Genomic DNA, 21,008 nt, shown 5'->3' with positions numbered 1-21,008 from the left:
CCGGCGGGAGACTTTCGCTAGAAAGCCTCCCGCCGGCGTCGTACGCGTCTGTGTGTTGGGTCAGACCTTTGCGGTCCGGGGCAGGCCGAGTTCCTCCGTGGGCACCTTGTAGGTCTCGCGGGCGGTCAGCGCCGAGACCGAGGCGATGACGGCGATCACGGCGGTGAAGATGCTGGTGGCAACCCAGCCGCCCTCCTGGATTCCGCCGATCGCGGCCACGATGGACGGCGCGAAACCGGCCATCAGGAAGCCGATCTGGGTGCCGATGGCCAAGCCGGAGAACCGGACCCTGGCACTGAACATCTCGGCGTAGAAGGACGGCCAGACGGCGTTGGCCGCGGCATAGGCGCAGGAGAAGACCAGCACGGACAGGGTGAACTGCAGGAGGGTGTTGCCCGATTCCATCGAGAGCAAATAGAACGGCATGATCGCAGCGCTGCCCAGCGCGCCGTAGATGAACACCGGCTTGCGGCCGATCCGGTCGGCGAGCTTCCCGAAGAGCGGCTGGGTAAAGAGAGCGCCGATGTTGCCCGCGACCACCAGCCACAGGGTGATGCCCTCGTCGACGCTGCCTACTTCGGCGCCGTACTTGATCGCCAGGGTGCCGTAGACCGTCGAGACGGCGGCGATGAAGGCGCAGCAGATCACTCGGAGCACGTCGCGCCAGTGGTTCCGGAGCAGGACGCCCACCGGCAGCTTGGCCAGTTCATTGTTCGCCTTGGCTGCTTCGAAAGTCGGGGTTTCGTGCAGCGAGCGGCGGATGAAATAGGTGACAATCACGACGACGGCGGAGAGCCAGAAGGGAATCCTCCAGCCGATGCCGTACTTGATCTCGTCCGGCAGGGCGACCACCGGGATGAAGACCAGGGCGGCAAGGATCTGGCCACCCTGGGTGCCGGTCAGGGTCCAGGAAGTGAAGAAGGAGCGGCGGTTGTCCGGCGCATGCTCCAGTGTGAGCGAACTGGCGCCGGCCTGCTCGCCCGCGGCGGAGAGGCCCTGCATCAGGCGGCAGAAGACCAGGATCGCCGGAGCCCACCAACCGATGGTGTCGAAGTCGGGGATACAGCCGATGATGAAGGTCGCGGCCCCCATCAGGACCAGCGTAAACATCAGCACCTTCTGGCGGCCGATGCGGTCGCCGAAGTGGCCCACGAAGACCGCACCCACCGGGCGGGCGATATACGCGAAGCCGAAGGTCGCCAGCGACATGATTCCGGCCTGGGCGCTTTCATCCGGGAAGAAGACATGCGGGAAGATCAGCGCGGCGGCAGAGCCGAAAATGAAGAAGTCGTAGTACTCGACGGCGCTGCCCATGAAACTAGCGAGCGCCGCCCGCTTTGGCGTCTTGCCGTGATGGGCGAAGGCCTCATCCTCTTGGTGGACGGTGGTCATTGTTGCTCCTTACAACTGCTGTGAGCAACCCCGCCCACATTCTTGTGCGTTATGCGCACGGTTGTGCACTCATCGAACGCAATACAACGTAGCGCACCTCACAGCGGGAGCACAAGATGTACTGACGCCGGGCTTTGCCCAGTGGGCCCTTGTCACCCTGTGCGATATGCGTACAATTGTGCAGTAATCGAACGAAGGGTTTCTTCATGAGCACCGTAGCGGAGTCCTATCTGGTCGGCCTGATCGGTGAAGGCATTACAGCCTCCCTCACTCCCCCGATGCACGAACGCGAGGCGGACCAGCACGGGATCCGTTACCTGTACCGGCCCATTGACCTCTCCGTCATCAACCGGCCGGGCGACCAGGTGGGCCAACTGCTGCACCAGGGCCGCGACCTGGGTTATAACGCATTCAACATCACCCACCCGTGCAAGCAACTGGTGCTGGAGCATCTGGATGACGTCTCCGACGACGCCCGGCGCTTGGGCGCCGTCAACACCGTGGTGATCCGGGACGGAAAGTTCATCGGCCACAACACGGACTTCTCGGGCTTCAGCAGGGGGATGGAACAGGGCCTGCCGGACGCGGAGCTCGGCGCGGTCGTACAGCTGGGCACCGGCGGGGCCGGTTCCGCCGTCGCCTATGCCCTGCTAAAGAAGGGGCTGCAGCGGCTGACGCTGATCGATCTCGACCCCCGCCGGGCCGCAGAACGCCGGGACGCCCTGGCCGCGCTCTTCCCGGAACAGGAAGTGGCGGTCGCGCCCATGGACCAGCTGCCGGACGTGCTCGCGGCCGCCGACGGGGTCCTCAACGCCACCCCGGTCGGCATGCACAGCCACCCGGGCCTGCCGCTGGACCCCGCCCTGCTCCAGCCCCGCCACTGGGTGTCGGACGTGATCTACCGCCCGGTGGAGACCGAGCTGATCGCCGCCGCCACGGCCAGGGGCTGCCGGGTGCTTGACGGCGGCCACATGGCCGTGGGCCAGGCCGTCGATGCCTTCCGCTTCATCACCGGACTGGAACCGGATCCTGCCCGGATGCGCGCACATTTCCTCGAACTCCTCGCCCAAGGCCGGTAACGGCTGCCTTAGCTGCAGGAAAGGTCATTCCTTGCGAACCTCCATCGCCACCGTCTGCCTCAGCGGAACGCTGGAAGAAAAGATGCATGCCTGCGCCAACGCGGGTTTCGACGGCATCGAGATCTTCGAACAGGACCTGCTGGTCTCCCCCTACAGCCCCGGCGAGATCCGTTCGCTGGCGGCCGAGCTGGGCCTCACCCTCGATCTCTACCAGCCGTTCCGGGACTTCGAAGGAGTGCCCGAGGAGCTGCTGGCCGACAACCTCTACCGTGCCGAGGCGAAGTTCCGCCTGATGAACGAACTGGGCATGGACCTGATGCTGCTGTGCAGCAACGTGGCCACCGCCTTCCACAACGACGACGAGCTGGCCGCCGCCCAGCTGCGCCAGCTCGGCGACCTGGCCGCACGCTACGGGATCCGGATTGCCTATGAGGCCCTTGCATGGGGGAAATTCGTCAACGACTTCGAACATGCCATGCGCATTGTTGAGTTGGCTGCCCATCCAAACATCGGCACCTGCCTGGACAGCTTCCATATCCTGTCCCGCGGCTGGGACCCGGCCGGGATCGAGAAAATCCCGGCCGAGAAAATCTTCTTCGTCCAACTGGCCGACGCACCCGAGCTGAGCATGGATATCTTGTCCTGGAGCCGGCATTACCGGGTCTTCCCGGGCGAGGGCGCTTGGGAACTCGACAAGTTCATGGGCCATCTGGTGCGCAGTGGCTACAACGGCCCGGTCTCGCTGGAGATCTTCAACGACGTCTTCCGCCAGGCCGACGAGGAACGCACCGCGGTCGACGCCATGCGTTCGCTGATTTGGCTTGAAGAGCAGACCTCCGTGCATCTGCAGGAGACCGACGGGCCGGACGCGAAGTTCCCGATGGAGCTGGCAACACTGCCCCGGGTCGCCGAGCCGACGGGCTTCAACTTCGCCGAGGTGAAGGCGGAAGACACCGATCAGGTCCAGCAGCTGCTGCGGCAACTGGGTTTCGCCTTTCGTGGCCGGCACCGCACCAAGCCGGTGCAGCTATGGACCCAGGGCCGGGCCCGGATCATCGTCAACGAGCAGCAGGCGCGCGGACTGGAGCCGACCATCGCCGCGCTGGCGTTCGACGTCGAAGACCCGTTGATTGCCGCTTCCCGTGCCCTCCAGCTCAAGGCGGAAGCGGTTCCACGGCAGAGCCAGGCCAACGAAGCCGTGCTGCAGGCCGTCAAGGCCCCCGACTCCACCGAGATCTTCTTGTGTGAGGCAACCGAGGACGGCACCTCAGCCTGGACGGAGGAATTCGTCGGCGACGGTGCCGCGGGGCCGGGGCCGGAGTTGATCACGGGCATTGACCACGTCAACTTGGCGCAGCCATGGCAGCACTTCGACGAGAGCGTGCTGTTCTACGAGAGCACCCTCTCGCTCGCTCCGCGGCCCTCTACCGAAGTGCCCAGTCCCGTCGGCCTGGTGCGCAGCCAAGTCATGCGTACGGACGACGGCAAGGTCCGGCTCGCGCTGAACATCGCGCCGCTGGTGATGGAGCAGCCCGGCCCATCGGCGGCGTCGGCGTACCCGCAGCACATCGCCTTCGCCTGCACGGACGTGGTCACGCTGGCCCGCAATGCCGTGGCCAGCGGGCTGGAGTTCCTGAAGATTCCGGCGAATTACTACGCCGATCTGCAGGCTCGCTTCCGTCTGGATCCGAAGTACTTGGCCACGCTGCAGCAACTGAACCTGCTCTACGACCGCGATCAGGCAGGCGAGTTCGTCCACTTCTACACGGCAACCGCCGGGAGCGTCTTCTTCGAGGTCGTCGAACGCCGTCATGGCTATGACGGCTACGGTGCACCGAATGCACCGGTTCGCCTCTCCGCCCAGTATCGTCTGAGCAAGAACGGCTAGAATCACTGGCATTGCCCGCCGCCGTGGACAATGCCGTCCACGCAAGTCAAGGGGAAAGGAATGGTCATGGAGTTGCAGGAAGACACTGCACCGGCCTACTGGGTCAAGTCTGCCGAAAAGACCCTGGGCGTGCTGTTGGCTTTCAGCTCCGACGAACCGCGCCTGACCATCACCCGCGCCGCGGCCAAGGCCGACCTGAGCCGTGCCGCTGCCCGGCGGTTCCTGCTCACGCTGACCGATCTGGGTTATCTGCGGTCGGACGGGAACACCTTCGAATTGACGCCACGCGCGCTGGATATCGGGGCCTCCTTCCTGTCCAGCCTGACGCTTCCGCAGATTGCGGAACCGCACTTGAAGCAATTGGCGGTAGATCTCGACGAGACCACGTCCTTATGCATTCTGGACGGCACGGACGTGGTCTATATTTCACGTGTGCTGGCACCGCGGATGCTCCGTGTCTCGGTCAACGTCGGGACCCGCTTCCCTGCTTGGGCCACGTCCATGGGCCGCGTGCTGGTGGCGGGGCTGCCGGAAGCGAGCCGCGATGCCTTCTTCGACCGCATCGAAATCACCCAGTTCACCGAGCACACCGTCAGCAGCATCGAGGCGCTGCGCACCGAGGTCGAGCGCACGGCCGAACGCGGCTGGTCCTTGGTCTCCCGTGAGCTGGACGACGGGCTACGTGGGCTTGCCGTCCCGGTCCGGCGCGGCGGCGACCTCATAGCCGCCCTCAATGTATCGCTGCAGACGCACCGCGGACCGGAGGACACGATCACGCAGGCTGTCCTGCCCCGCCTGCAGCAGGCGGCCGAACGGATAGCCGACGATTTCGGCGGCCGCCGGGCTTGAGCCGGGGGCTGTTGTTGCCGACTCCGAGCCCACCTCGGAGCTAATCTTCCCCTGACCGAACCACGTAGCCGCCGCAGGGGTGCCGCGGGGTCCGGTGAACGGTTTACCCTGAATGGGTGCGCGCCTCCATAAAACCATTCATCGCTGTAGTCCTGCTGCTGGCCCTGGCCTTTAGCGGGCTTTCACCGGCCTCGGCCGAAACCCGGACCGCCAAGGATCCGTTCGTGGCCGAAGTGCTCCGGTTGACTAACCTGTACCGCGCGCAGAACGGGTTGTCGCCGGTGGTCTGGAACCAGAATGCAGGCAATGTTGCACAGCAGTGGTCCGAGGAACTAAACACCCGGATCAACAAGAACAAGCTGGACATGGAGAAGATCCACCGGTCCGGTTACGGCAGCAAGGAAATCCCCCGCGGCTTCGACTGGTATACCGAGAACATCGCCATCAATCACTCCGCCCGAAACGTTGTGGACTGGTGGATGGACTCCCCCGCCCACCGCGCCGGCCTGCTCAGTCCCAACGCAACGGACATCGGCATCGGCTACATCAAGACCACGCACAAGGATTGGTACGGGATGACGGTGGCGGTGGCGAACATCGCCGGCTACGCATCCACGAGGGCCAAACTGCCGCCGCACCCGGGCATGGTCAGGGCCAGCTTCCAGCACGGGGACATCGCCGCCGTTGATTCCGGCGGAAACCTTTACGTCTACGACTCGGCCAAGGGCCATGACCTCTACAAGCGCCGTTACGTCGCGAACGGGTTCAAGGGTGTGGCCCAAGTTGAGGTAGCCGATTGGAACGCGGACGGTGTACTGGATGTGGTTGTCCGGTGGAAGTCCGGAAAGCTCACCGCCCACTTCGGGAAGGCGACCGGCGGCCTGCAGAAAGCTGCCACCATCGGCTCCTCCGGCTGGGGCAATTACGACGTCACCGTCACCGCCTGGAAACAGGCCGACACGTATCCAACGCTACTGGCCCGCAACACGGTTAACGGCAAGTTGTACCACTACTCGAACCCCGCTGGGCTCAAGCACGGCAGCCGTAAGTACTTGGGGTCCGGTTGGAAGTCTTTGTCGATCTTCTCCGCCGACGTCGACGGCGACGCGAAGATGGACGTGGTCGCCAAGACGACCAAGGGCCAGCTCAAGCTGTACCGCTCCAATGGCGCCGGGAAGTTTGTCTCCGAGTCCCGGCGGATCATCAGCACCTCAGGCTGGACCGCGATGAAGCACTTGTCGATGATCCAGAACCATCTCGGCGACGGCAAAACCGGGCTGCTGGCCCGGGATAGCCGGGGCAACCTGTATCACTACCCGATCCTGGCCAACAAGCTAGGCAAGCGTGCGGTCATTGGGCTCGGCGGCTGGGAGACCTTGACCATCGGGAGTTGACGCCCGCACGAGGTCCGGGACACCTCGATTAGCCGTGGGCATGCCTGCTCTCATCCGGCGCGTGCACATGGGTATCGCCGACCAGTTCCACCAGCCCTTCGACCGCTGCGGACAAAGACAGATCGGGAGTCCGGGCGATGAAGGGCAGCAGCACGCGGTTCTCCTTCTCGATGTGCAGGGCGAACACACGGGACAACGACGACGCAACGGTGGCAGCCTCGATTCCGGCGGCTCCCCGAAGCTCGTCCAACAGCGCGGCCAACTCCTGGTGGTCGGCGGTCAGCGCATCCACCAGCAGTCGGGCTTCCACCCTTGCTCCGGCCGGACCGTATAGCTGGGCCTCTTCCGCCGCAGCATGCGGCAGCATTTCCCGTTCTCCCCACTCCAGCAGGATGCCGTGCGCGTTGTAGGCGGTATCCTCGTCACCGATGTCGATGGCCCGCGTGAGCTCCGCCGTCGTCGCCTGCACCCGCGCCACCAGTTCGGTGTGATGGCCCACCATCGCCGCCATGGCCGCGTTCTCTGCCTCAACATTGGTCTCGATCACCATCTGCTCCTCGGGTTGAGGTGGCCCGCAGCTCGAAAGGCTGGGTTCGTCCATTGTCGACGTCGACCACGAGCCTGTCGAGGGCCGGTTGCATGCAATGGCCGTGCCCGGATCCATCGGCGCGTTCTCCCTGGACAGTCTGCCGGGCTAGCTAGGAACCCGCCGAACAACCCCAGCCGGGCGATGCCGTCACGTGCCAAAAGGAAACCGACGATGTCCAGCAGGGTGCCTTTCTGCTGAAACAAAAGGAGCGGTCGAACAGACCGCACACACCTAACCTGGTTGACTCAGCCGACGATAGCTAAAGGCAGCGGGGAATGGATGCCCTGCTTCCTGGTCCGATCACGGATTGTTCCCAAAGTGGCGAAAAGTCCGTGGAGGATCATTCCGGCCAACGCACACTGAAATCCGTCCGGAGTCCCGCCGGACATCTGGGGGAATGATGAATACGTTGACTAACCGTCTGGGCCGGCCGCTGGCCGCCATCGCGACAGCCGGGGCCCTCGTATTCGGGGGCTTCTCCGCCGCGACTCCGGTCGAGGCCGCGAGCCCGAAGGCCACGGTGAGCGCTTCCTCGGTGTTGAACACCCTCCCGGTCAAGGGCAAGGCCGCCAAGACCGGTTACTCTCGGGCCAAGTTCGGCAACGGCTGGAAGGACCCCGACCGTAACGGCTGCGACGCGCGCAATGACATCCTCAAGCGCGACCTCACCAAGGACCGTTTCAAGCCCGGCACCCGCAATTGCGTCATCGCTTCCGGGACGCTGAAAGACCCCTACACGGGCAAGACCATCAGACACGTCCGCGGCGGCAACAAGGTGGACATCGACCACGTCGTCGCCCTCGGCCAGGGATGGGTGTCCGGTGCACAGAAGCTCTCCACCACCCAGCGCACCGCGTTCGCCAACGACCCGCTGAACCTGCGCGCCGTGGATGCCTCCGCCAACCGTGCCAAGGGCGACCGGGAGGCCAGCGCCTGGCTACCCAAAAACAAGGCCTTCAGGTGCACTTACGTAGCCACCCAGATCGCGGTAAAGAAAAAATACGCGCTGTCGGTAACCTCTGCCGAAAAAGCTGCGATGAAGCGGGTCCTCGCCTCGTGCCCCGGCCAGAAGGTCGTGAAGGTCACCACCATCAAGCCCGCAGGCAAAGCCTCGACGCCCAAGTCTCCAACCAAGAGCAACACCCCGGCCAAGACTCTCAAGAACGTGACACCGGGCGCCTACTGCGCCACATCGGTCAAGGGACACAAGGGCGTCAGCGCCAAAGGCAAGACCTACACCTGCAAGACTTCGTCCACGGACAGCCGACTGCGCTGGCGGGTCTGACGGCCTGTAAGGGGGTCCCACCGGCCCAGTCCGGAGGGACCTCCTCTTTCAAGAGTCAACGGTCCAGCCTCACCCGCTCCGGGTGGTCTTGTGGGCTGCCCCTTGCCACTTCGGCTCCGTGCGGCGCTTAATGAACCTGTTCTCACCGACCTGTCGATGGAGGCAGCCGTGGCTGAGCAGAGCAGCACTGCTGAACCGGTCCCATTCACCGCCGATGACTTCGCCACGCGGCAGCAACGAGCAGCCCGGGCCGCGCAGGACGCCGGGCTCGCAGGCCTGCTGCTGACGCCGGGGCCGGACCTCCTCTACTTGACCGGCTACGCTCCGGTAGCGATCACCGAGCGCATCACCATGCTGGTCATACCCGCGCACGGTGAGCCGGCCATGATCGTTCCGAAGCTGGAACGGCCCGATGCGGAGAACGCACCCGGCGCGTCCACTTTCCAGCTGCTCGATTGGACTGACGGAAGCGATCCCTACGAGGCGACGGCGAAGCTCCTCGACGCTGCCGGGAGGTACGCTGTATCGGATTCGGCATGGGCCATGCACCTGCTCGGCTTACAGGACCAACTGGCGTCGTCGTACGTGTCGATGACTACAGCGCTCCCCATGCTGCGAGCAATCAAGGACGCCGACGAGGTGCGCCGGCTGGCCGCTGCCGGCGCGGCCGCTGACCGAACATACGAGGAGATCCTCAAAGTCCGGTTCGCTGGCCGGAGTGAGACGGACTTGGGCGCGGACCTGGCCGAGCTACTGCGGCAGTTCGGACATTCGCAGGTCGACTTCACGGTTGTGGGCTCGGGCCCGAACGGAGCAAACCCCCACCATGAGATCGGTGACCGGGTCATTGAGAACGGCGACATGGTGGTCCTCGACTTCGGCGGCCTCAAGCAGGGCTATGGGTCGGACACCACCCGGACCGTTCACGTCGGCGAGCCCACCGAGGAGGAACGCGAGGTGCACGACGTCGTTCGCCGAGCACAACAGGCAGGCTTTGAGGCGGTGCAGCCCGGCATCGAGTGCCAGGAGATCGACCGCGTCCCCCGAGCCGTGATTACCGAAGCCGGTTACGGCGAGTACTTCATCCACCGCACAGGTCACGGCATCGGTCTCACCACGCACGAACCGCCGTACATGGTGGAAGGCGAAACCCACCTCCTCCAGCCCGGCATGTGCTTCTCGATTGAGCCAGGCATCTACCTCCCCGGCCGATTCGGAGTCCGCATCGAGGACATCGTCACGGTCACTCAGGATGGCGGGCGCAGGCTCAACCAGACCCCGCACGAGATGGCGATCGTTTCGTAGCCGTACTCCGTCAGGCTGCATGGCCTCAAGGTTTCCTCGGAGCGCGTTAAGTTCTTGTTGTCATACCTCCCCCTGGAGAATAGATTCTCCGCATGGAGCAACGTCAGCCGCACGCGACGGTGCCGGTGTTCGCACTCGCGCTGGCTGCCGGCGCCGCGGCCTGTTTCGGCGTAGGCGATGCCGTCGGATTCCACAGCCAAGCCGCGGAAGACGTGTTCGTCGTCGGCTGGCTGATGGGCTGGGTGCTTCTCGCCTGGTCCGCGATCGTCGGCGGAGGATATGCCGTTCTGCTCGCCCGGCGGGTACTGTCTCGGCGTGCGGTGTCCAGGGCAGAAGTTGCGCTTGCCGCCGCGTCACTGGCGCTTATCGCGACGGTGCTGGCGACTTACCCGCTGTGGGGAACTGGTTCGGCCGTCGGCGGCTGACTCACTGTCACGGTCAATGAGGATGGCGGGCGCCGACTCGACGAGGCCCCATGTGAGATGGCGATCGTCTCCTAGCGTTAGCTGCGCTGCAGCGTGCACTCCAGCGGTCAAAATCTCGATCACCCCGGTCTTTGGCGATGCCGTCTCTGGGTGCAGGAACGACGAGTAGACGTCAGTTCGACTAGTTCCAGCCCGAAAATTTGTCCGGCCGGCTCAGGGTCGTCGCACGTGGAACGGCGATAAAATAGAGGCACGGTGATGGATCCCGCCGGAGCTTGCAGCTCAAACCGCCGTCTGGCTGATGATTCCTACCTTTCGAGAAAGGTAGGTGAATCATGTCAGAGGCTCCCAGAATCCAGAGTTTCACCTCTCCTTCGGCGTACCGCTCGCTGCCCACATACCGTAGGGTGGCCTTGGCCTGTCTCCGCTCCCTGTTCCCGCAGCAACGGAACTCCTCCGCCCAACAATCCACTATCCGGCGGTCACCCGAGCAGCACTCAGGGGCGCTGTCGGGCGGCGGGACTACCGTAACTGTGCGCAAGCCGGAGGCAGGAATGGCTGTTGAAAATAGTTCAGACGCCCCGCGGCCTGTCACGGGCCCCGTCTTGGTCGGGGTCATACCGGGGCAACGGGCGGCCGTGGTGCAGCGGGCAGCGGTCCTGGCCGCCGAACTTGGAGTGGATTTGGCGTGCGTGCACGTAGACGTCTCCACCTATGAGGAGACCCTGCCGGACGGGTCCCGGGTTCTATTGCCGATCGATCCCGACGGTGACTTCAGCTACGTGGAACGAACCGCCGAAGAGATCCAGGCCAGTGTGTCCGAGGCTCTAACAGACCGCCGGGTGACATGGTCATTCCGAACCTTTGCTGGTGACCCCGCGCGCGCCTTGGCTGATGCCGCAGATGCAATTGGCGCATCAATGATCGTCGTGGGAACGCGCGAACCGGGAATTGTGCACGCCATCGAGGAAGTACTTGTCGGGTCCGTCGCCGTTCATCTGGCCCACCATCAGCACCGGCCTGTGCTGATTGTCCCGCTCGATCCCCGCCCCTTTGAGTAGCGAGTGGAGAAACCTAAGAAACCGCGGCCGCCAATGTGCTTGCTACTCACCGGGGCACGGCAGGACCTGCGGGACTCCACGGCCTTTCCCGCCCCTGTCAGTAGAGTTTCGGCGGGCGTAAACTCAGCCTGTGCCGGCCCTGTCCGCGGGATCCATCCGCCCGGCCTGCAGCCGCATATGGAGGAGCCCGCCATGGTCGTCCTGACCAAAAGCCACGTGACCGATTTGACCCGGGAGCAATATGAAGGACTCGCCGCCGTTCTCACCGACAAGCTCAAGGCTGCTCCCGGATTCATCGCTCACTATGCTTGGGAGCATGAAGACGGAATGAGCGTTGTGGAGATTTGGGATAGCGACGAACAACACGATGCGTGGTTCGAAAACAACGTCAAGCCAAACCTGCCGGTGCAAGTCATCCCGGAGAAGCACGAACTGGTAAACAAGGTGACGGCCTAGGCAGAGTCGTCCCCACCCTGTTTCCCAAAACGGCGCTTGACCGCGGCTATTTCAGCAAGCACGTGCCGCTCATGCCGCCCCGAGCGTGAGAAAACCCCTCCCGACTGGCTGTGCCAAGTCAGAAGGGGCAGCGGAGCCCCCTGCCGGATTCGAACCGGCGACCCCCTGTTTACAAGACAGGTGCTCTGGCCAACTGAGCTAAGGAGGCGAGCTGGCCCGCGGACCAGCGTGCCGGACAAAACCGGCTAGATAAGGTTAGCCCAGGCGGCGGCTCCGCGTGAAACTCGGGAGCCGCCGCCTGCCGCGCCGGGCACCGGCGCGGCGAATGGATTAGGCGCGGGCGTCGATGACGCCCTGGGCGAACTGCTGGAAGTCGTTGTCAGTGTTCGGGTCCCACTTCTTCCCGTCCACGTAGACCGTCGGCGTGCCGCCCACCTGATACTCGGAGAAGGTCTGGTTCACGAACTTGGCCCAGGGACGGAATTCGCCGTCGTCAATGCAGGAGGATACATCGGTGGCTCCGGCGGTTTCGGCAATGCTGGCCAGGGTGGCGTTGTCCAGTCCGGCCCCACCTTCGGCGGGCTGCTGGGCGAACAGCTGCGTCACGTAGTCGTTGAAGACCTCGGGGTTGGAGTCGGCAACACAGGCCACGGCATTGGCAGCACGGGACGAGTAGTTGGTGGTGGACACCCGGTCAAGGAAGGTCGCCACCCGGTACTCGACGGTTGCGTCGCCGGAGGAGGTGAGGTCGGTGAGATACCCGCCGTACTGGCCTTCAAAGCTCTTGCAGACGGGGCAGCCCATGTCCACGTACATCACGATGCTGGCGGGCTCGCCCTTGGGCGCGGCGGCCACACCGCCCGGCACAATCACGTCGCCCTCGGCAGAGGCGGGCGCGGGGATGTTCGCCACATCCACCTGGACGGGATCGGTGTCCGCCAGCCCGTCCTGAGTGACGGTGATGCCGCCGAAGGCGTTGCCGTGAGCCGGCGCAGCACCGGCGTCGGCAATCTGACCGCGCTGGTTGGTGATCACCACCGCGGCAATCACACCAATAATCACCAGTACGGCGACCACCACCCCGCCCTTGACCAGCAGCGAATTGCGCTTTTCCCGCTTCTGCTGTGCCTCGCGCATCTGGCGGGCCTTGTCGCGGGCCGCTGCGGTGCGCTCGGCCTTGGTCGGCTTAGGGCTGTTTTGGTGAGCCATGAATCCTCGCGTCTTGTCAGTCTGCTTCGCCCGGGGCAGGGCACATCAGCACCAGTTTAGTTGCAACTTCAACGTTCGGGCGGCATCAGTGGCCGCGTTCACGTTTGTACTTGTGGGAACGATCCGGGGAAGCCACAGGTTTCCATTCCTTATAAGGTCATCTTCAGGACGACTTCACACAAAGGAGAGTCAATTGGCGAATTCCGCTCAGAACGGCAAGGACGCAGAAGGACGCCAGTATGGTGAGTACGACCTGATCGTCGTCTCCAATCGGCTGCCGGTGGACCACACCATCGACGAGGACGGGCAGGGCGAGTGGCGCCGGTCGCCCGGCGGACTGGTTACGGCGTTGGCGCCGGTGATGGCCAAGACCGAGGGTGCCTGGGTGGGCTGGCCAGGTGTCCCGGACCAGGAAGTAGAGCCGTTCGACCACGACAATATGCATCTGGTGCCGGTGGCCCTCAGCGCCGACGACGTTGAGCTGTATTACGAGGGCTTTTCCAACGCCACGCTCTGGCCGCTCTATCACGACGTGACCGCCGCACCGGAATTCCACCGCACGTGGTGGGAGTGCTACAAGACGGTCAACCGGCGCTTTGCCGAGGCCACGGCAGCAATCGCCGCCGAGGGCGCCACCATCTGGGTGCAGGACTACCAGCTGCAACTGGTTCCCAAGCTGCTGCGCGAGGCAAGGCCGGACCTGCGGATCGGCTTCTTCAACCATATTCCGTTCCCGCCGCTGGAGATCTTCGCCCAGCTCCCGTGGCGCCGGCAGGTGATCGACGGACTGCTCGGCGCCGATCTGCTGGGTTTCCAACGGCCCAGCGACACCAGCAACTTCCTGCGCTGTGTGCGCCGCTTCAGCGGTTTCAATGTGCGTCAGCAGCAGGTGCAAGTGGAAAACAACGACGGCGGTGTCCGCCTCTGCAGGGCCGGCGCCTTCCCGATTTCCATCGACGTGGAGCACATCAGCGAACTGGCCCACCGGCCGGACGTGATTGCCCGGTCGGAACAGATCCGGCACGAACTGGGCGACCCGGACACCGTGCTGCTCGGCGTGGATCGGCTGGACTACACCAAGGGCATCGGGCACCGGATCAAGGCCTACGGCGAGCTGCTCGAGGACGGCAAGGTGGACGTGGAGAACGCGGTGCTGATCCAGGTAGCCTCGCCCAGCCGCGAACGGGTGGAATCCTACCGGCTGCTCCGGGAGGAAATCGAAGGGGCCGTCGGCCGGATCAACGGAACGTTCGACACGCTGGAGAACACCGCCATCCGCTACCTGCACCACAGCTATCCGGTGGAGGAGATGGTGGCGCTCTATCTGGCGGCCGACGTGATGCTGGTGACGGCGTTGCGCGACGGGATGAACCTGGTGGCCAAGGAATACGTTGCCTCCCGCAAGGAAACGGACGGGGCACTGGTCCTCAGCGAGTTCGCCGGTGCCGCCGACCAGCTCAAGCAGGCGATTCTGGTCAACCCGCACGACATCGACGGGCTCAAGGAAGCCATTGTCCGGGCGGTCAACATGCCGCCCGCCGAGGCAAGCCGCCGGATGCGGGCCATGCGCCGGCAGATCCTGCAGAACGACGTGGAGCATTGGTCGCGCTCGTTCCTGAAGGCGCTGGAGAACGCGGGCACCCGTGACTGAGCAGGGCCCCGGCGCCGTCCCGGCGGAACTGCGCGCCGCACTGGAGAATCTGGCCGGAGCGGAGATACTTCTCGTCGCCTTGGATTTCGACGGCGTGCTGGCACCGATCGTGCCGCGGGCCGAGGATGCCCGGCCGCTGCCGGACTCGGCCGCTGCCGTCGCCGCGTTGGCTGACCTGCCGCGGACGTCCACCGCCTTCATCTCCGGCCGGGCGCTGGCCAGCCTGCGCACCGTGGCCGGCCCCGACGCCCGGACCCTGCTGATCGGCTCCCACGGCGGCGAAGTCTTCACCGGCCCGGACAGCCCGCCGCTGGTGTTGGACGAGCCCCAGCAGCAAGCGCTGGCAGCCGCCACCGCCGTCGTTGAAAAGGTTGTGGCCGCCCACCCGGGCACGCGGCTGGAAGCCAAGCCGGCCGGCGTCGTGCTCCATACCCGTACCGCCGCCGATGAAGTTGCGGCGGCAGCCACCGAGCAGGCTAGGACCGCGCTGCAGGAGATCCCCGGGCTGCAGGTCAGCGACGGCAAGCGCGTGCTGGAGACGTCGGTGCTCAGTGCGGACAAGGGCCAGGGCATCGGCCTGCTGCGCACTTTCACCGGCGCCACCGCCGTTTTCTTCGCCGGCGACGACGTCACCGACGAGCACGCCTTCGCCGTCCTTCGGGATACCGACGTCGGCGTCAAGGTGGGGCCGGGCGCCACGGCGGCGCAATACCGGGTGGAGTCGCCGCAGGCGTTCGCCGCCGCGCTGGCTCAACTGGCCGATCTCCGCGCGGCTGCGCTGCGGGTGTAGCGCCGGGCAACTGTACTCCGGGCAGCCGTAGCTCCGCGCCCCGGTGTCGGCTTGAACCGGCAAGCTGGGCAGGCGATGCGGCGACACCGGCTCTCCAGCGGTGCTTCGCTGGGTGCTTTGACAGCCGTGGCATACTAAGGGGCGTGAGCCGCCTCACTCTGTGGGCGCGGCGAGCCGCTTGGAAACTGAATATTCACCCATCACTACGGATCGTCGGGCACGTACCTGCCCGTGAAGGGAAAATCATTATGGCAACGGTAACGTTCGATCATGCCACTCGGCTGTACCCGGGCACCGAGAAGCCCGCGGTGGACAGCCTCAATCTGGAGATTGCCGACGGCGAGTTCCTGGTTCTGGTCGGCCCGTCCGGCTGCGGCAAGTCCACTTCGCTGCGGATGCTGGCCGGCCTCGAAGACGTCAATGCCGGGCGGATCCTGATTGGCGACCGGGACGTGACCGACGTACCGCCCAAGGACCGCGACATCGCGATGGTGTTCCAGAACTACGCGCTCTACCCGCACATGTCCGTGGCCGACAACATGGGCTTCGCCCTGAAGATCGCCGGCGTGTCCAAGGAAGAACGTGCCGAGCGGGTCCGCGAGGCCGCCAAGCTGCTGGATCTGGAAGAGTATCTGGACCGCAAGCCCAAGGCCCTCTCCGGCGGCCAGCGCCAGCGTGTGGCCATGGGCCGGGCGATCGTGCGCAACCCGCAGGTGTTCCTGATGGACGAACCGCTCTCCAACCTTGACGCCAAGCTGCGTGTGCAGACCCGCACCCAGATCGCCTCGCTGACCCGCCGGCTGGGCGTCACCACCGTCTACGTCACCCATGACCAGGTGGAAGCCATGACCATGGGCGACCGCGTTGCCGTGCTCAAGGACGGCGTCCTGCAGCAGGTGGATACCCCGCGCGCCCTCTACGACCGGCCGGCGAACGTATTCGTGGCCGGCTTCATCGGCTCCCCCGCCATGAACCTGCTGGAACTGCCAGTGACCGACGGCGGTGTCCAGTTCGGCGGCATGACCTATCCGGTGCCGCGGGACCTGCTCGGCGAAGCGCACGGCAGCACGGTGACGCTGGGCGTCCGTCCGGAGGACCTGGAGCGGGCCCCGGACAACCACGGCCTTGCGGTGTTCGTGGACGTGGTCGAAGAGCTCGGCGCCGATGCCTACGTTTACGGACACACCGAACTGGACGGCAAGCGTTACGAGATCACCGGTCGCGTCGATGGACGGACGCCGCCGGTAGCCGGCAGCACCGTCTACGTGCGCCCCAAGGAGGGCCACGTGCATCTGTTCGACACACAGACCGGGCTGCGGCTGGGCGAGCATGCACCCGGAACTCCGGAAGCTTCAGTGCAGGACCTCAACGCCCCGGTGGAGGCCGGAAAGACAGCCGACTAGATCCACGCCTAGGATGTAGTCACTATGGCTGCTCACTCCGCCACCGGCGGCCCCGTCCGGGGCACCGCCGACACTGCTCTGTCCGGTGGGGCCGCGGCGATCGCTTCTTTGAGCATCACCGCGGCCACCACCGACGAGCGGCTTCTTGACCTGCCATGGCATTTGGCCCTGGAAGACTGGCCGGCTGAAAATCTGGCGGCGTTGCCGCGAGGCCTGTCCCGGCACGTGGTCCGGTTCGCTCCGCTGGGTGCAGGCGTGGTGGCCATCAAGGAGACCGCCGAAGAGCCGGCGCGGCACGAATACCAGATGCTGCGCAAACTGCAGCGGCTGGGCATTCCTTGTGTGGAACCGGTAGCCGTGATGACCGGGCGAATGCGCACCGATGGATCGGCCCTGCAACCGGTGCTGGTCACCCGGCACCTTCGCTTTTCGCTCCCCTACCGGGCCCTGTTTTCCCAGACCCTGCGCCGGGAGACCCTGACCCGCTTGATCGATGCACAGGCGCTGCTGATGGTCCGCCTGCATCTGGTCGGTTTCTATTGGGGCGACGTCTCACTGTCCAACACGCTCTTCCGCAGGGACGCCGGCGCATTCGCGGCGTACTTGGTGGACGCCGAAACCGGTGAATTGCACCCGCAGCTCTCCGACGGCCAGCGGGAACATGACCTTGAGATAGCCCGGGTGAATATCGCCGGCGAGATGATGGATTTGGTCGAGGGCGGCCTGCTGGAAGACAAAGTGGACCCGGTGGCTACCAGTGAGCGGATCATGGACAGCTACCGAAAGCTCTGGGCGGAGCTGACGGCCGAGGAGTCGTTCGACCTTGGCGAGCGGTGGCGGGTCAACGCCCGCATCCGGCGGCTGAACGATCTCGGGTTCGACGTTGAAGAGTTCTCCATCAAGAGCACAGCCGACGGAACCAGCATCCGTCTCCAGCCCAAAGTGGTGGACGCCGGGCACCACCAGCGCCGTCTGCTCCGGCTCACCGGCCTGGACGTCCAGGAAAACCAGGCCCGGCGGCTGCTCAACGATCTGGATGCCTACCGCGCGGACCATTATTCGGAGCAGAGCGAGGAGGTCAGCGCCCACAGCTGGGTCCGCCACGTCTTTGAACCGATCGTCAAGGCCATCCCGCGCGAGCTGGCGGGAAAGCTGGAACCGGCCGAAGTGGTCCACGAGGTGCTCGAGCATCGTTGGTACGTCTCGGAAGACCAGGACCGGAACGTGCCGCTGGCGGAGGCCGTGCAATCCTATGTCGACTCAGTGTTGCGCCACCGGCGGGACGAGGCGGCCATCATGCTGAATCCGGACGAGCGGACCGCTGCGGCCTTGGACGCAGCCGAAACCGACGAGGGCTGACTCGCCTCAGGCTTGCTGCACCGCCATCTTGCTGAACACCGCCACCAGAAAGTCCGACGACGGCGTGAAGGGCCTCAGGTCCCAGGTGGACAGCCGCAGGTCCGCTGCCAATCCGGCGGCGGAAGCGTCGGAGAAGAACTCGTCGAAGTCGTAGCCCCGGCCGGCCCCGAACCCGGTCACGAGCCGGCCGCCAGGAGCCAGATGGCGGGACAATTTCCGCAACACTTCACCCGCGGTGCCCGGGGCGAGGAACGTCAGCACGTTTCCGGCACTGACGATCACGTCGAACGGCTCGGCGATGCCTTGGGCGGGCAGATCCAGTTCGGCCAGGTCGCCCACCAGCCAGGTGCAGTCCGGATGGTCCTTGCGGGCAGCTTCGATCAACTCGGGATCCACATCGACGCCCACCACGGTGTGACCGCGACGGGCCAGCTCGCCGCCCAGCCGCCCCGGGCCGCATCCGGCGTCGAGGATACGGCTGCCGCGGGGCACCATCGCATCAATCAGCCGGGCTTCACCGTGCAGGTCGGTGCCGGCGGCCCGCATCTGTTCGAAGCGCTGGATGTACCAGGCCGAATGGCCCGGGTTCTGGCGCTTCATTTCTTCCCACAGCGTCTCTTTCCTCATGGCACTAGCCTACGCGCGGGCCAACCGCCTGCCGCCGGCCACAACCCGCAGCCGACCGTCTGGCAATCCAGTGCCTGGTTGCGTCAGCGGCAGCGACTCCGCGGCCGCTCAAGACGTGATCTGCTCCACCACGCTCTCGGGCAAGGCCTTGCCCGGGTTGAGCAGCCGCTGCGGGTCAAACACTTCCTTCAGCCGGCGCTGCAGCTCCAGTACCTCTTCGCTCTGCTCGCGGCCGAGCCACCGCACCTTGAATTGCCCCACCCCGTGCTCGCCAGTGATCGTGCCGCCCAAGGCCAAGGCTACATCGATGGACTCGTCCTGCGCCGCGTTGAGCGCCGGCACCTTCGCCACCTCTCCGGGGCCCACCCAGAAAGTGGGATGCAGGTTGCCGTCCCCGGCGTGGGCCACCACCTTGAGTCCGACGCCGTATCGTTCGGCGATTTCCTGCAATTTGTGGATGTAGTGCACCAGTTGGGATCGGGGCACTGCCACGTCCTCGCCGACCCGGAAATCGTCGTCCACCTCGGCTCCGCGGCTGTGACGACGAAGATCGACCAGCCGGACCGCCTCCGCGGCGTCGGCGGCCTTGATCTCGCCGCCGAGCCCGCTGAGCACTTCCCGGATGATGCCGGCTTCCACCGCGGCCGCATAGCCGTCGGTCTGGATCAGCAGCAGCGCCGCACCCCGACTACGCAAGCTGGAACCGTGCTCCTTGTCTAGCTGGGCCATGGTGTGTCCGTCCAGCAGCTCCATGATCGCGGGCTGCACCCGCGCGCGCCCCACGGCAAGCACGCCAGCCGCGGCAGCGGCTACATCGGGGAAAAACGCGGCCACCGTCTCCACCGCGGCAGGCAGGTAGCGCAATCGAACGGTCGCTCCCACCACTACGCCCAGAGTTCCCTCCGATCCAACAAACAGCGCGGTCAGGTCGTAGCCGGCAACCCCCTTGAAGGTCCTGTGGCCGGTGTGGATCAAGGTTCCGTCCGCCAGCACCACGTCCAGCGCCAGCACGGATTCGCGGGTCACGCCGTACTTAGCGCAACGCAACCCTCCCGCGTTCGTGGCGATATTCCCGCCGATCGTGGAGACACGGTAGCTGGCCGGGTCCGGTGCGTACATCAGCCCGTACTCGGCCACCGCGGCGTTCAGATCGGAGTTAATCACTCCAGGTTCCACGCGGGCGACCTCGTCCTCGGGATGGATTTCCAGAATCCGGTTCATGCGTTCCAGATTCAGCACCAGACACCCTTCGGTGGCATGCGCGCCGCCGGATACTCCCGTCCCGGCGCCCCGGCATACCACTGGCACCCCGGCCGCGTGGGCTGCGCGCATTACCGTCTGCACGTCCTCCACGTCTTGTGCCCGCACGACGGCGATCGGCAGCTGATGGTCGAGCACCGGCCCTTGGTCGAAGGCGCAGGCCGCCAGATCTGCCGGTTCGGTGCTGACGCTACCGGCGGGCAGGTCATGCAGAAGCCCTGCAAGGAAGGAATCGGTCACGGTTTCAAAGCCTCCAGTGGTGGTCCGATGAGGATCTGCTGCCGGCAACAACCGGCAACTGCTATTCGTCTGCCAGGATCAGCCACACAGTGCCGCAGGCAATACGAGAGAACTGACATGCGCCGGGGGTCTGCACACCCGGCTCATGCCGGGCCGCCCATAAATCGGACATAGCGACCAATCACCTCGGGCCACCCCTCGGCATAGACAGACCGCTGCTGCTGGCCGTCGGACATATTTTCCCAGCCAGAGTGGATCAAATGGATTTCAGTGCTGCCGGGGGCAGCTTCTGTAAAGTCGATGCGCAGTTCACCGGATGTCGCAGGGCTCGTGCCCGGATGCCAGGTCAAGCGCACGTAGCTGTTGGGTACCCAGTCCAGGATTTCGCCCCACACGTGAACATCGTCCTCAATGCTGGTTTCAGTCAGGACCTTGTCTTCGAACTCCACGTGGCTGCCTTCGCCGGCCACGCTATGACTGTCGACAGGCCACCACAGGTGGATGAGGTCGGTGAACCCCTCGAACGCTTCCCTGCTGTCCCGTGCGACCGTCACGCGGCATTGCACCGGTTCCGCGCTCTTGGCTGGTTCGGGCTCCCGTGGGGCGTGGGAGAACAAAGACGTGTTCATACGCCCAAGCCTAGTCTGGCATGGGTGGTTTGGGGGTTAACGAAGGGAAGGCCCCGCCGTCGTTGGCGGGGCCTTCCCTTGTAAAGAATGTCCGGCGGTGACCTACTCTCCCACACC

General features: G+C 65.1%; 19 protein-coding genes, 1 tRNA gene and 1 riboswitch. Of the genes, 13 read left to right on the top strand and 7 right to left on the bottom strand.

The genetic code is table 11. From position 1 onward, the window contains the following. Window positions 1–60 precede the first annotated feature (60 nt). A complete protein-coding gene (locus AB0N75_RS15970) occupies window positions 61–1,392 on the bottom strand; it encodes an MFS transporter (protein ID WP_364651885.1) in 1,332 nt (443 codons plus the stop codon). 206 nt (window positions 1,393–1,598) lie between these two features. Between AB0N75_RS15970 and AB0N75_RS15965 the strand changes: the two genes are divergently transcribed. From AB0N75_RS15965 to AB0N75_RS15950, 4 genes are all read left to right on the top strand, one after another. Next, a complete protein-coding gene (locus AB0N75_RS15965; protein WP_364651883.1) occupies window positions 1,599–2,471 on the top strand; it encodes a shikimate dehydrogenase in 873 nt (290 codons plus the stop codon). A gap of 31 nt (window positions 2,472–2,502) precedes the next feature. Then, window positions 2,503–4,359 carry a TIM barrel protein gene (locus tag AB0N75_RS15960; protein ID WP_364651881.1) on the top strand — a complete coding sequence of 619 codons (1,857 nt, stop codon included), beginning with the start codon at window positions 2,503–2,505 and terminating at the stop codon, window positions 4,357–4,359. Between the two features lie 66 nt (window positions 4,360–4,425). Continuing rightward, entirely contained in the window at window positions 4,426–5,208 is a 783-nt protein-coding gene (locus AB0N75_RS15955; RefSeq protein WP_364651879.1) for an IclR family transcriptional regulator C-terminal domain-containing protein, read from the top strand. Between the two features lie 116 nt (window positions 5,209–5,324). Then, window positions 5,325–6,602 (top strand): CAP domain-containing protein, encoded by a 1,278-nt coding sequence (locus AB0N75_RS15950; protein ID WP_364651877.1) that lies wholly within the window; start codon window positions 5,325–5,327, stop codon window positions 6,600–6,602. Between the two features lie 28 nt (window positions 6,603–6,630). Here AB0N75_RS15950 and AB0N75_RS15945 read toward each other — a convergent pair whose 3' ends face one another. Beyond that, window positions 6,631–7,152 carry a hemerythrin domain-containing protein gene (locus AB0N75_RS15945; RefSeq protein ID WP_364651875.1) on the bottom strand — a complete coding sequence of 174 codons (522 nt, stop codon included), beginning with the start codon at window positions 7,150–7,152 and terminating at the stop codon, window positions 6,631–6,633. Window positions 7,153–7,591: 439 nt separating this feature from the next. Here AB0N75_RS15945 and AB0N75_RS15940 point away from each other — a divergent pair, with 439 nt between their 5' ends. The 5 genes from AB0N75_RS15940 (at window position 7,592) to AB0N75_RS15920 (ending at window position 11,723) form a co-directional block, all read left to right on the top strand. Continuing rightward, the gene (locus AB0N75_RS15940; RefSeq protein ID WP_364651873.1) at window positions 7,592–8,476 is read left to right on the top strand and encodes an HNH endonuclease family protein; all 885 of its coding nucleotides are present in this window, start codon (window positions 7,592–7,594) and stop codon (window positions 8,474–8,476) included. Window positions 8,477–8,644: 168 nt separating this feature from the next. Beyond that, entirely contained in the window at window positions 8,645–9,781 is a 1,137-nt protein-coding gene (locus tag AB0N75_RS15935; RefSeq protein WP_364651871.1) for an aminopeptidase P family protein, read from the top strand. A gap of 92 nt (window positions 9,782–9,873) precedes the next feature. Beyond that, on the top strand, window positions 9,874–10,206 hold the full coding sequence (locus AB0N75_RS15930; protein ID WP_364651870.1) for a hypothetical protein: 333 nt from the start codon (window positions 9,874–9,876) through the stop codon (window positions 10,204–10,206). A 245-nt stretch (window positions 10,207–10,451) separates the two neighbouring features. Then, window positions 10,452–10,524: riboswitch (Fluoride riboswitch) on the top strand. A 236-nt stretch (window positions 10,525–10,760) separates the two neighbouring features. Continuing rightward, window positions 10,761–11,267, top strand: a complete 507-nt coding sequence (locus tag AB0N75_RS15925; protein WP_364651868.1) for a universal stress protein — start codon at window positions 10,761–10,763, stop codon at window positions 11,265–11,267. A gap of 192 nt (window positions 11,268–11,459) precedes the next feature. After that, a complete protein-coding gene (locus AB0N75_RS15920) occupies window positions 11,460–11,723 on the top strand; it encodes an antibiotic biosynthesis monooxygenase (protein WP_364651866.1) in 264 nt (87 codons plus the stop codon). Window positions 11,724–11,857: 134 nt separating this feature from the next. Here AB0N75_RS15920 and AB0N75_RS15915 read toward each other — a convergent pair. Both AB0N75_RS15915 and AB0N75_RS15910 read right to left on the bottom strand, forming a co-directional pair. After that, a tRNA-Thr gene (locus AB0N75_RS15915) sits at window positions 11,858–11,931 on the bottom strand. A gap of 122 nt (window positions 11,932–12,053) precedes the next feature. Next, entirely contained in the window at window positions 12,054–12,932 is an 879-nt protein-coding gene (locus AB0N75_RS15910; RefSeq protein WP_364651864.1) for a thioredoxin domain-containing protein, read from the bottom strand. A gap of 193 nt (window positions 12,933–13,125) precedes the next feature. Between AB0N75_RS15910 and otsA the strand changes: the two genes are divergently transcribed. The 4 genes from otsA to AB0N75_RS15890 all read left to right on the top strand — a co-directional run bounded on the left by otsA (window position 13,126) and on the right by AB0N75_RS15890 (window position 18,135). Next, window positions 13,126–14,583, top strand: a complete 1,458-nt coding sequence (gene otsA / locus AB0N75_RS15905; protein WP_364651862.1) for an alpha,alpha-trehalose-phosphate synthase (UDP-forming) — start codon at window positions 13,126–13,128, stop codon at window positions 14,581–14,583. Further along, the gene (gene otsB, locus AB0N75_RS15900) at window positions 14,576–15,373 is read left to right on the top strand and encodes a trehalose-phosphatase (protein ID WP_364651860.1); all 798 of its coding nucleotides are present in this window, start codon (window positions 14,576–14,578) and stop codon (window positions 15,371–15,373) included. Before otsA ends, otsB begins: the two co-directional genes overlap by 8 nt. A 248-nt stretch (window positions 15,374–15,621) precedes the next feature. After that, window positions 15,622–16,776 carry a sn-glycerol-3-phosphate ABC transporter ATP-binding protein UgpC gene (gene ugpC, locus AB0N75_RS15895; protein ID WP_364651858.1) on the top strand — a complete coding sequence of 385 codons (1,155 nt, stop codon included), beginning with the start codon at window positions 15,622–15,624 and terminating at the stop codon, window positions 16,774–16,776. 24 nt (window positions 16,777–16,800) lie between these two features. Then, complete coding sequence (locus AB0N75_RS15890) at window positions 16,801–18,135, top strand: DUF4032 domain-containing protein (RefSeq protein ID WP_364651856.1); 1,335 nt, start codon at window positions 16,801–16,803, stop codon at window positions 18,133–18,135. Between the two features lie 6 nt (window positions 18,136–18,141). Here the strand turns inward: AB0N75_RS15890 and AB0N75_RS15885 are convergent, their stop codons facing one another. The 3 genes from AB0N75_RS15885 to AB0N75_RS15875 form a co-directional block, all read right to left on the bottom strand. After that, the gene (locus AB0N75_RS15885; RefSeq protein WP_364651854.1) at window positions 18,142–18,762 is read right to left on the bottom strand and encodes a class I SAM-dependent methyltransferase; all 621 of its coding nucleotides are present in this window, start codon (window positions 18,760–18,762) and stop codon (window positions 18,142–18,144) included. A 108-nt stretch (window positions 18,763–18,870) separates the two neighbouring features. Beyond that, window positions 18,871–20,235: an FAD-binding oxidoreductase gene (locus AB0N75_RS15880; protein WP_364651980.1), complete on the bottom strand. Its 1,365-nt coding sequence runs from the start codon at window positions 20,233–20,235 to the stop codon at window positions 18,871–18,873. A 170-nt stretch (window positions 20,236–20,405) separates the two neighbouring features. Beyond that, entirely contained in the window at window positions 20,406–20,891 is a 486-nt protein-coding gene (locus tag AB0N75_RS15875; RefSeq protein ID WP_364651852.1) for an SRPBCC domain-containing protein, read from the bottom strand. Between the last annotated feature and the right edge of the window lie 117 nt (window positions 20,892–21,008).

The organism is Arthrobacter sp. NPDC089319 (genome assembly GCF_040684925.1).
In the GTDB taxonomy this organism is placed as follows: domain Bacteria; phylum Actinomycetota; class Actinomycetes; order Actinomycetales; family Micrococcaceae; genus Crystallibacter.
The sequence above is the reverse complement of the archived record's forward strand: the minus strand, read 5'-3'. Positions and strand labels throughout refer to the sequence as shown.

What these genes read in the sequence shown, in the direction of transcription:
- AB0N75_RS15945 (WP_364651875.1), bottom strand. Translation starts at nt 7,152, where the DNA reads ATGGTGATCGAGACCAATGTTGAGGCAGAGAACGCGGCCATGGCGGCG.
- AB0N75_RS15920 (WP_364651866.1), top strand. Translation starts at nt 11,460, where the DNA reads ATGGTCGTCCTGACCAAAAGCCACGTGACCGATTTGACCCGGGAGCAA.
- ugpC (WP_364651858.1), top strand. Translation starts at nt 15,622, where the DNA reads ATGGCAACGGTAACGTTCGATCATGCCACTCGGCTGTACCCGGGCACC.
- AB0N75_RS15890 (WP_364651856.1), top strand. Translation starts at nt 16,801, where the DNA reads ATGGCTGCTCACTCCGCCACCGGCGGCCCCGTCCGGGGCACCGCCGAC.
- AB0N75_RS15925 (WP_364651868.1), top strand. Translation starts at nt 10,761, where the DNA reads ATGGCTGTTGAAAATAGTTCAGACGCCCCGCGGCCTGTCACGGGCCCC.
- AB0N75_RS15910 (WP_364651864.1), bottom strand. Translation starts at nt 12,932, where the DNA reads ATGGCTCACCAAAACAGCCCTAAGCCGACCAAGGCCGAGCGCACCGCA.
- AB0N75_RS15965 (WP_364651883.1), top strand. Translation starts at nt 1,599, where the DNA reads ATGAGCACCGTAGCGGAGTCCTATCTGGTCGGCCTGATCGGTGAAGGC.
- AB0N75_RS15930 (WP_364651870.1), top strand. Translation starts at nt 9,874, where the DNA reads ATGGAGCAACGTCAGCCGCACGCGACGGTGCCGGTGTTCGCACTCGCG.
- AB0N75_RS15940 (WP_364651873.1), top strand. Translation starts at nt 7,592, where the DNA reads ATGAATACGTTGACTAACCGTCTGGGCCGGCCGCTGGCCGCCATCGCG.
- AB0N75_RS15885 (WP_364651854.1), bottom strand. Translation starts at nt 18,762, where the DNA reads ATGAGGAAAGAGACGCTGTGGGAAGAAATGAAGCGCCAGAACCCGGGC.
- AB0N75_RS15875 (WP_364651852.1), bottom strand. Translation starts at nt 20,891, where the DNA reads ATGAACACGTCTTTGTTCTCCCACGCCCCACGGGAGCCCGAACCAGCC.
- AB0N75_RS15970 (WP_364651885.1), bottom strand. Translation starts at nt 1,392, where the DNA reads ATGACCACCGTCCACCAAGAGGATGAGGCCTTCGCCCATCACGGCAAG.
- AB0N75_RS15955 (WP_364651879.1), top strand. Translation starts at nt 4,426, where the DNA reads ATGGAGTTGCAGGAAGACACTGCACCGGCCTACTGGGTCAAGTCTGCC.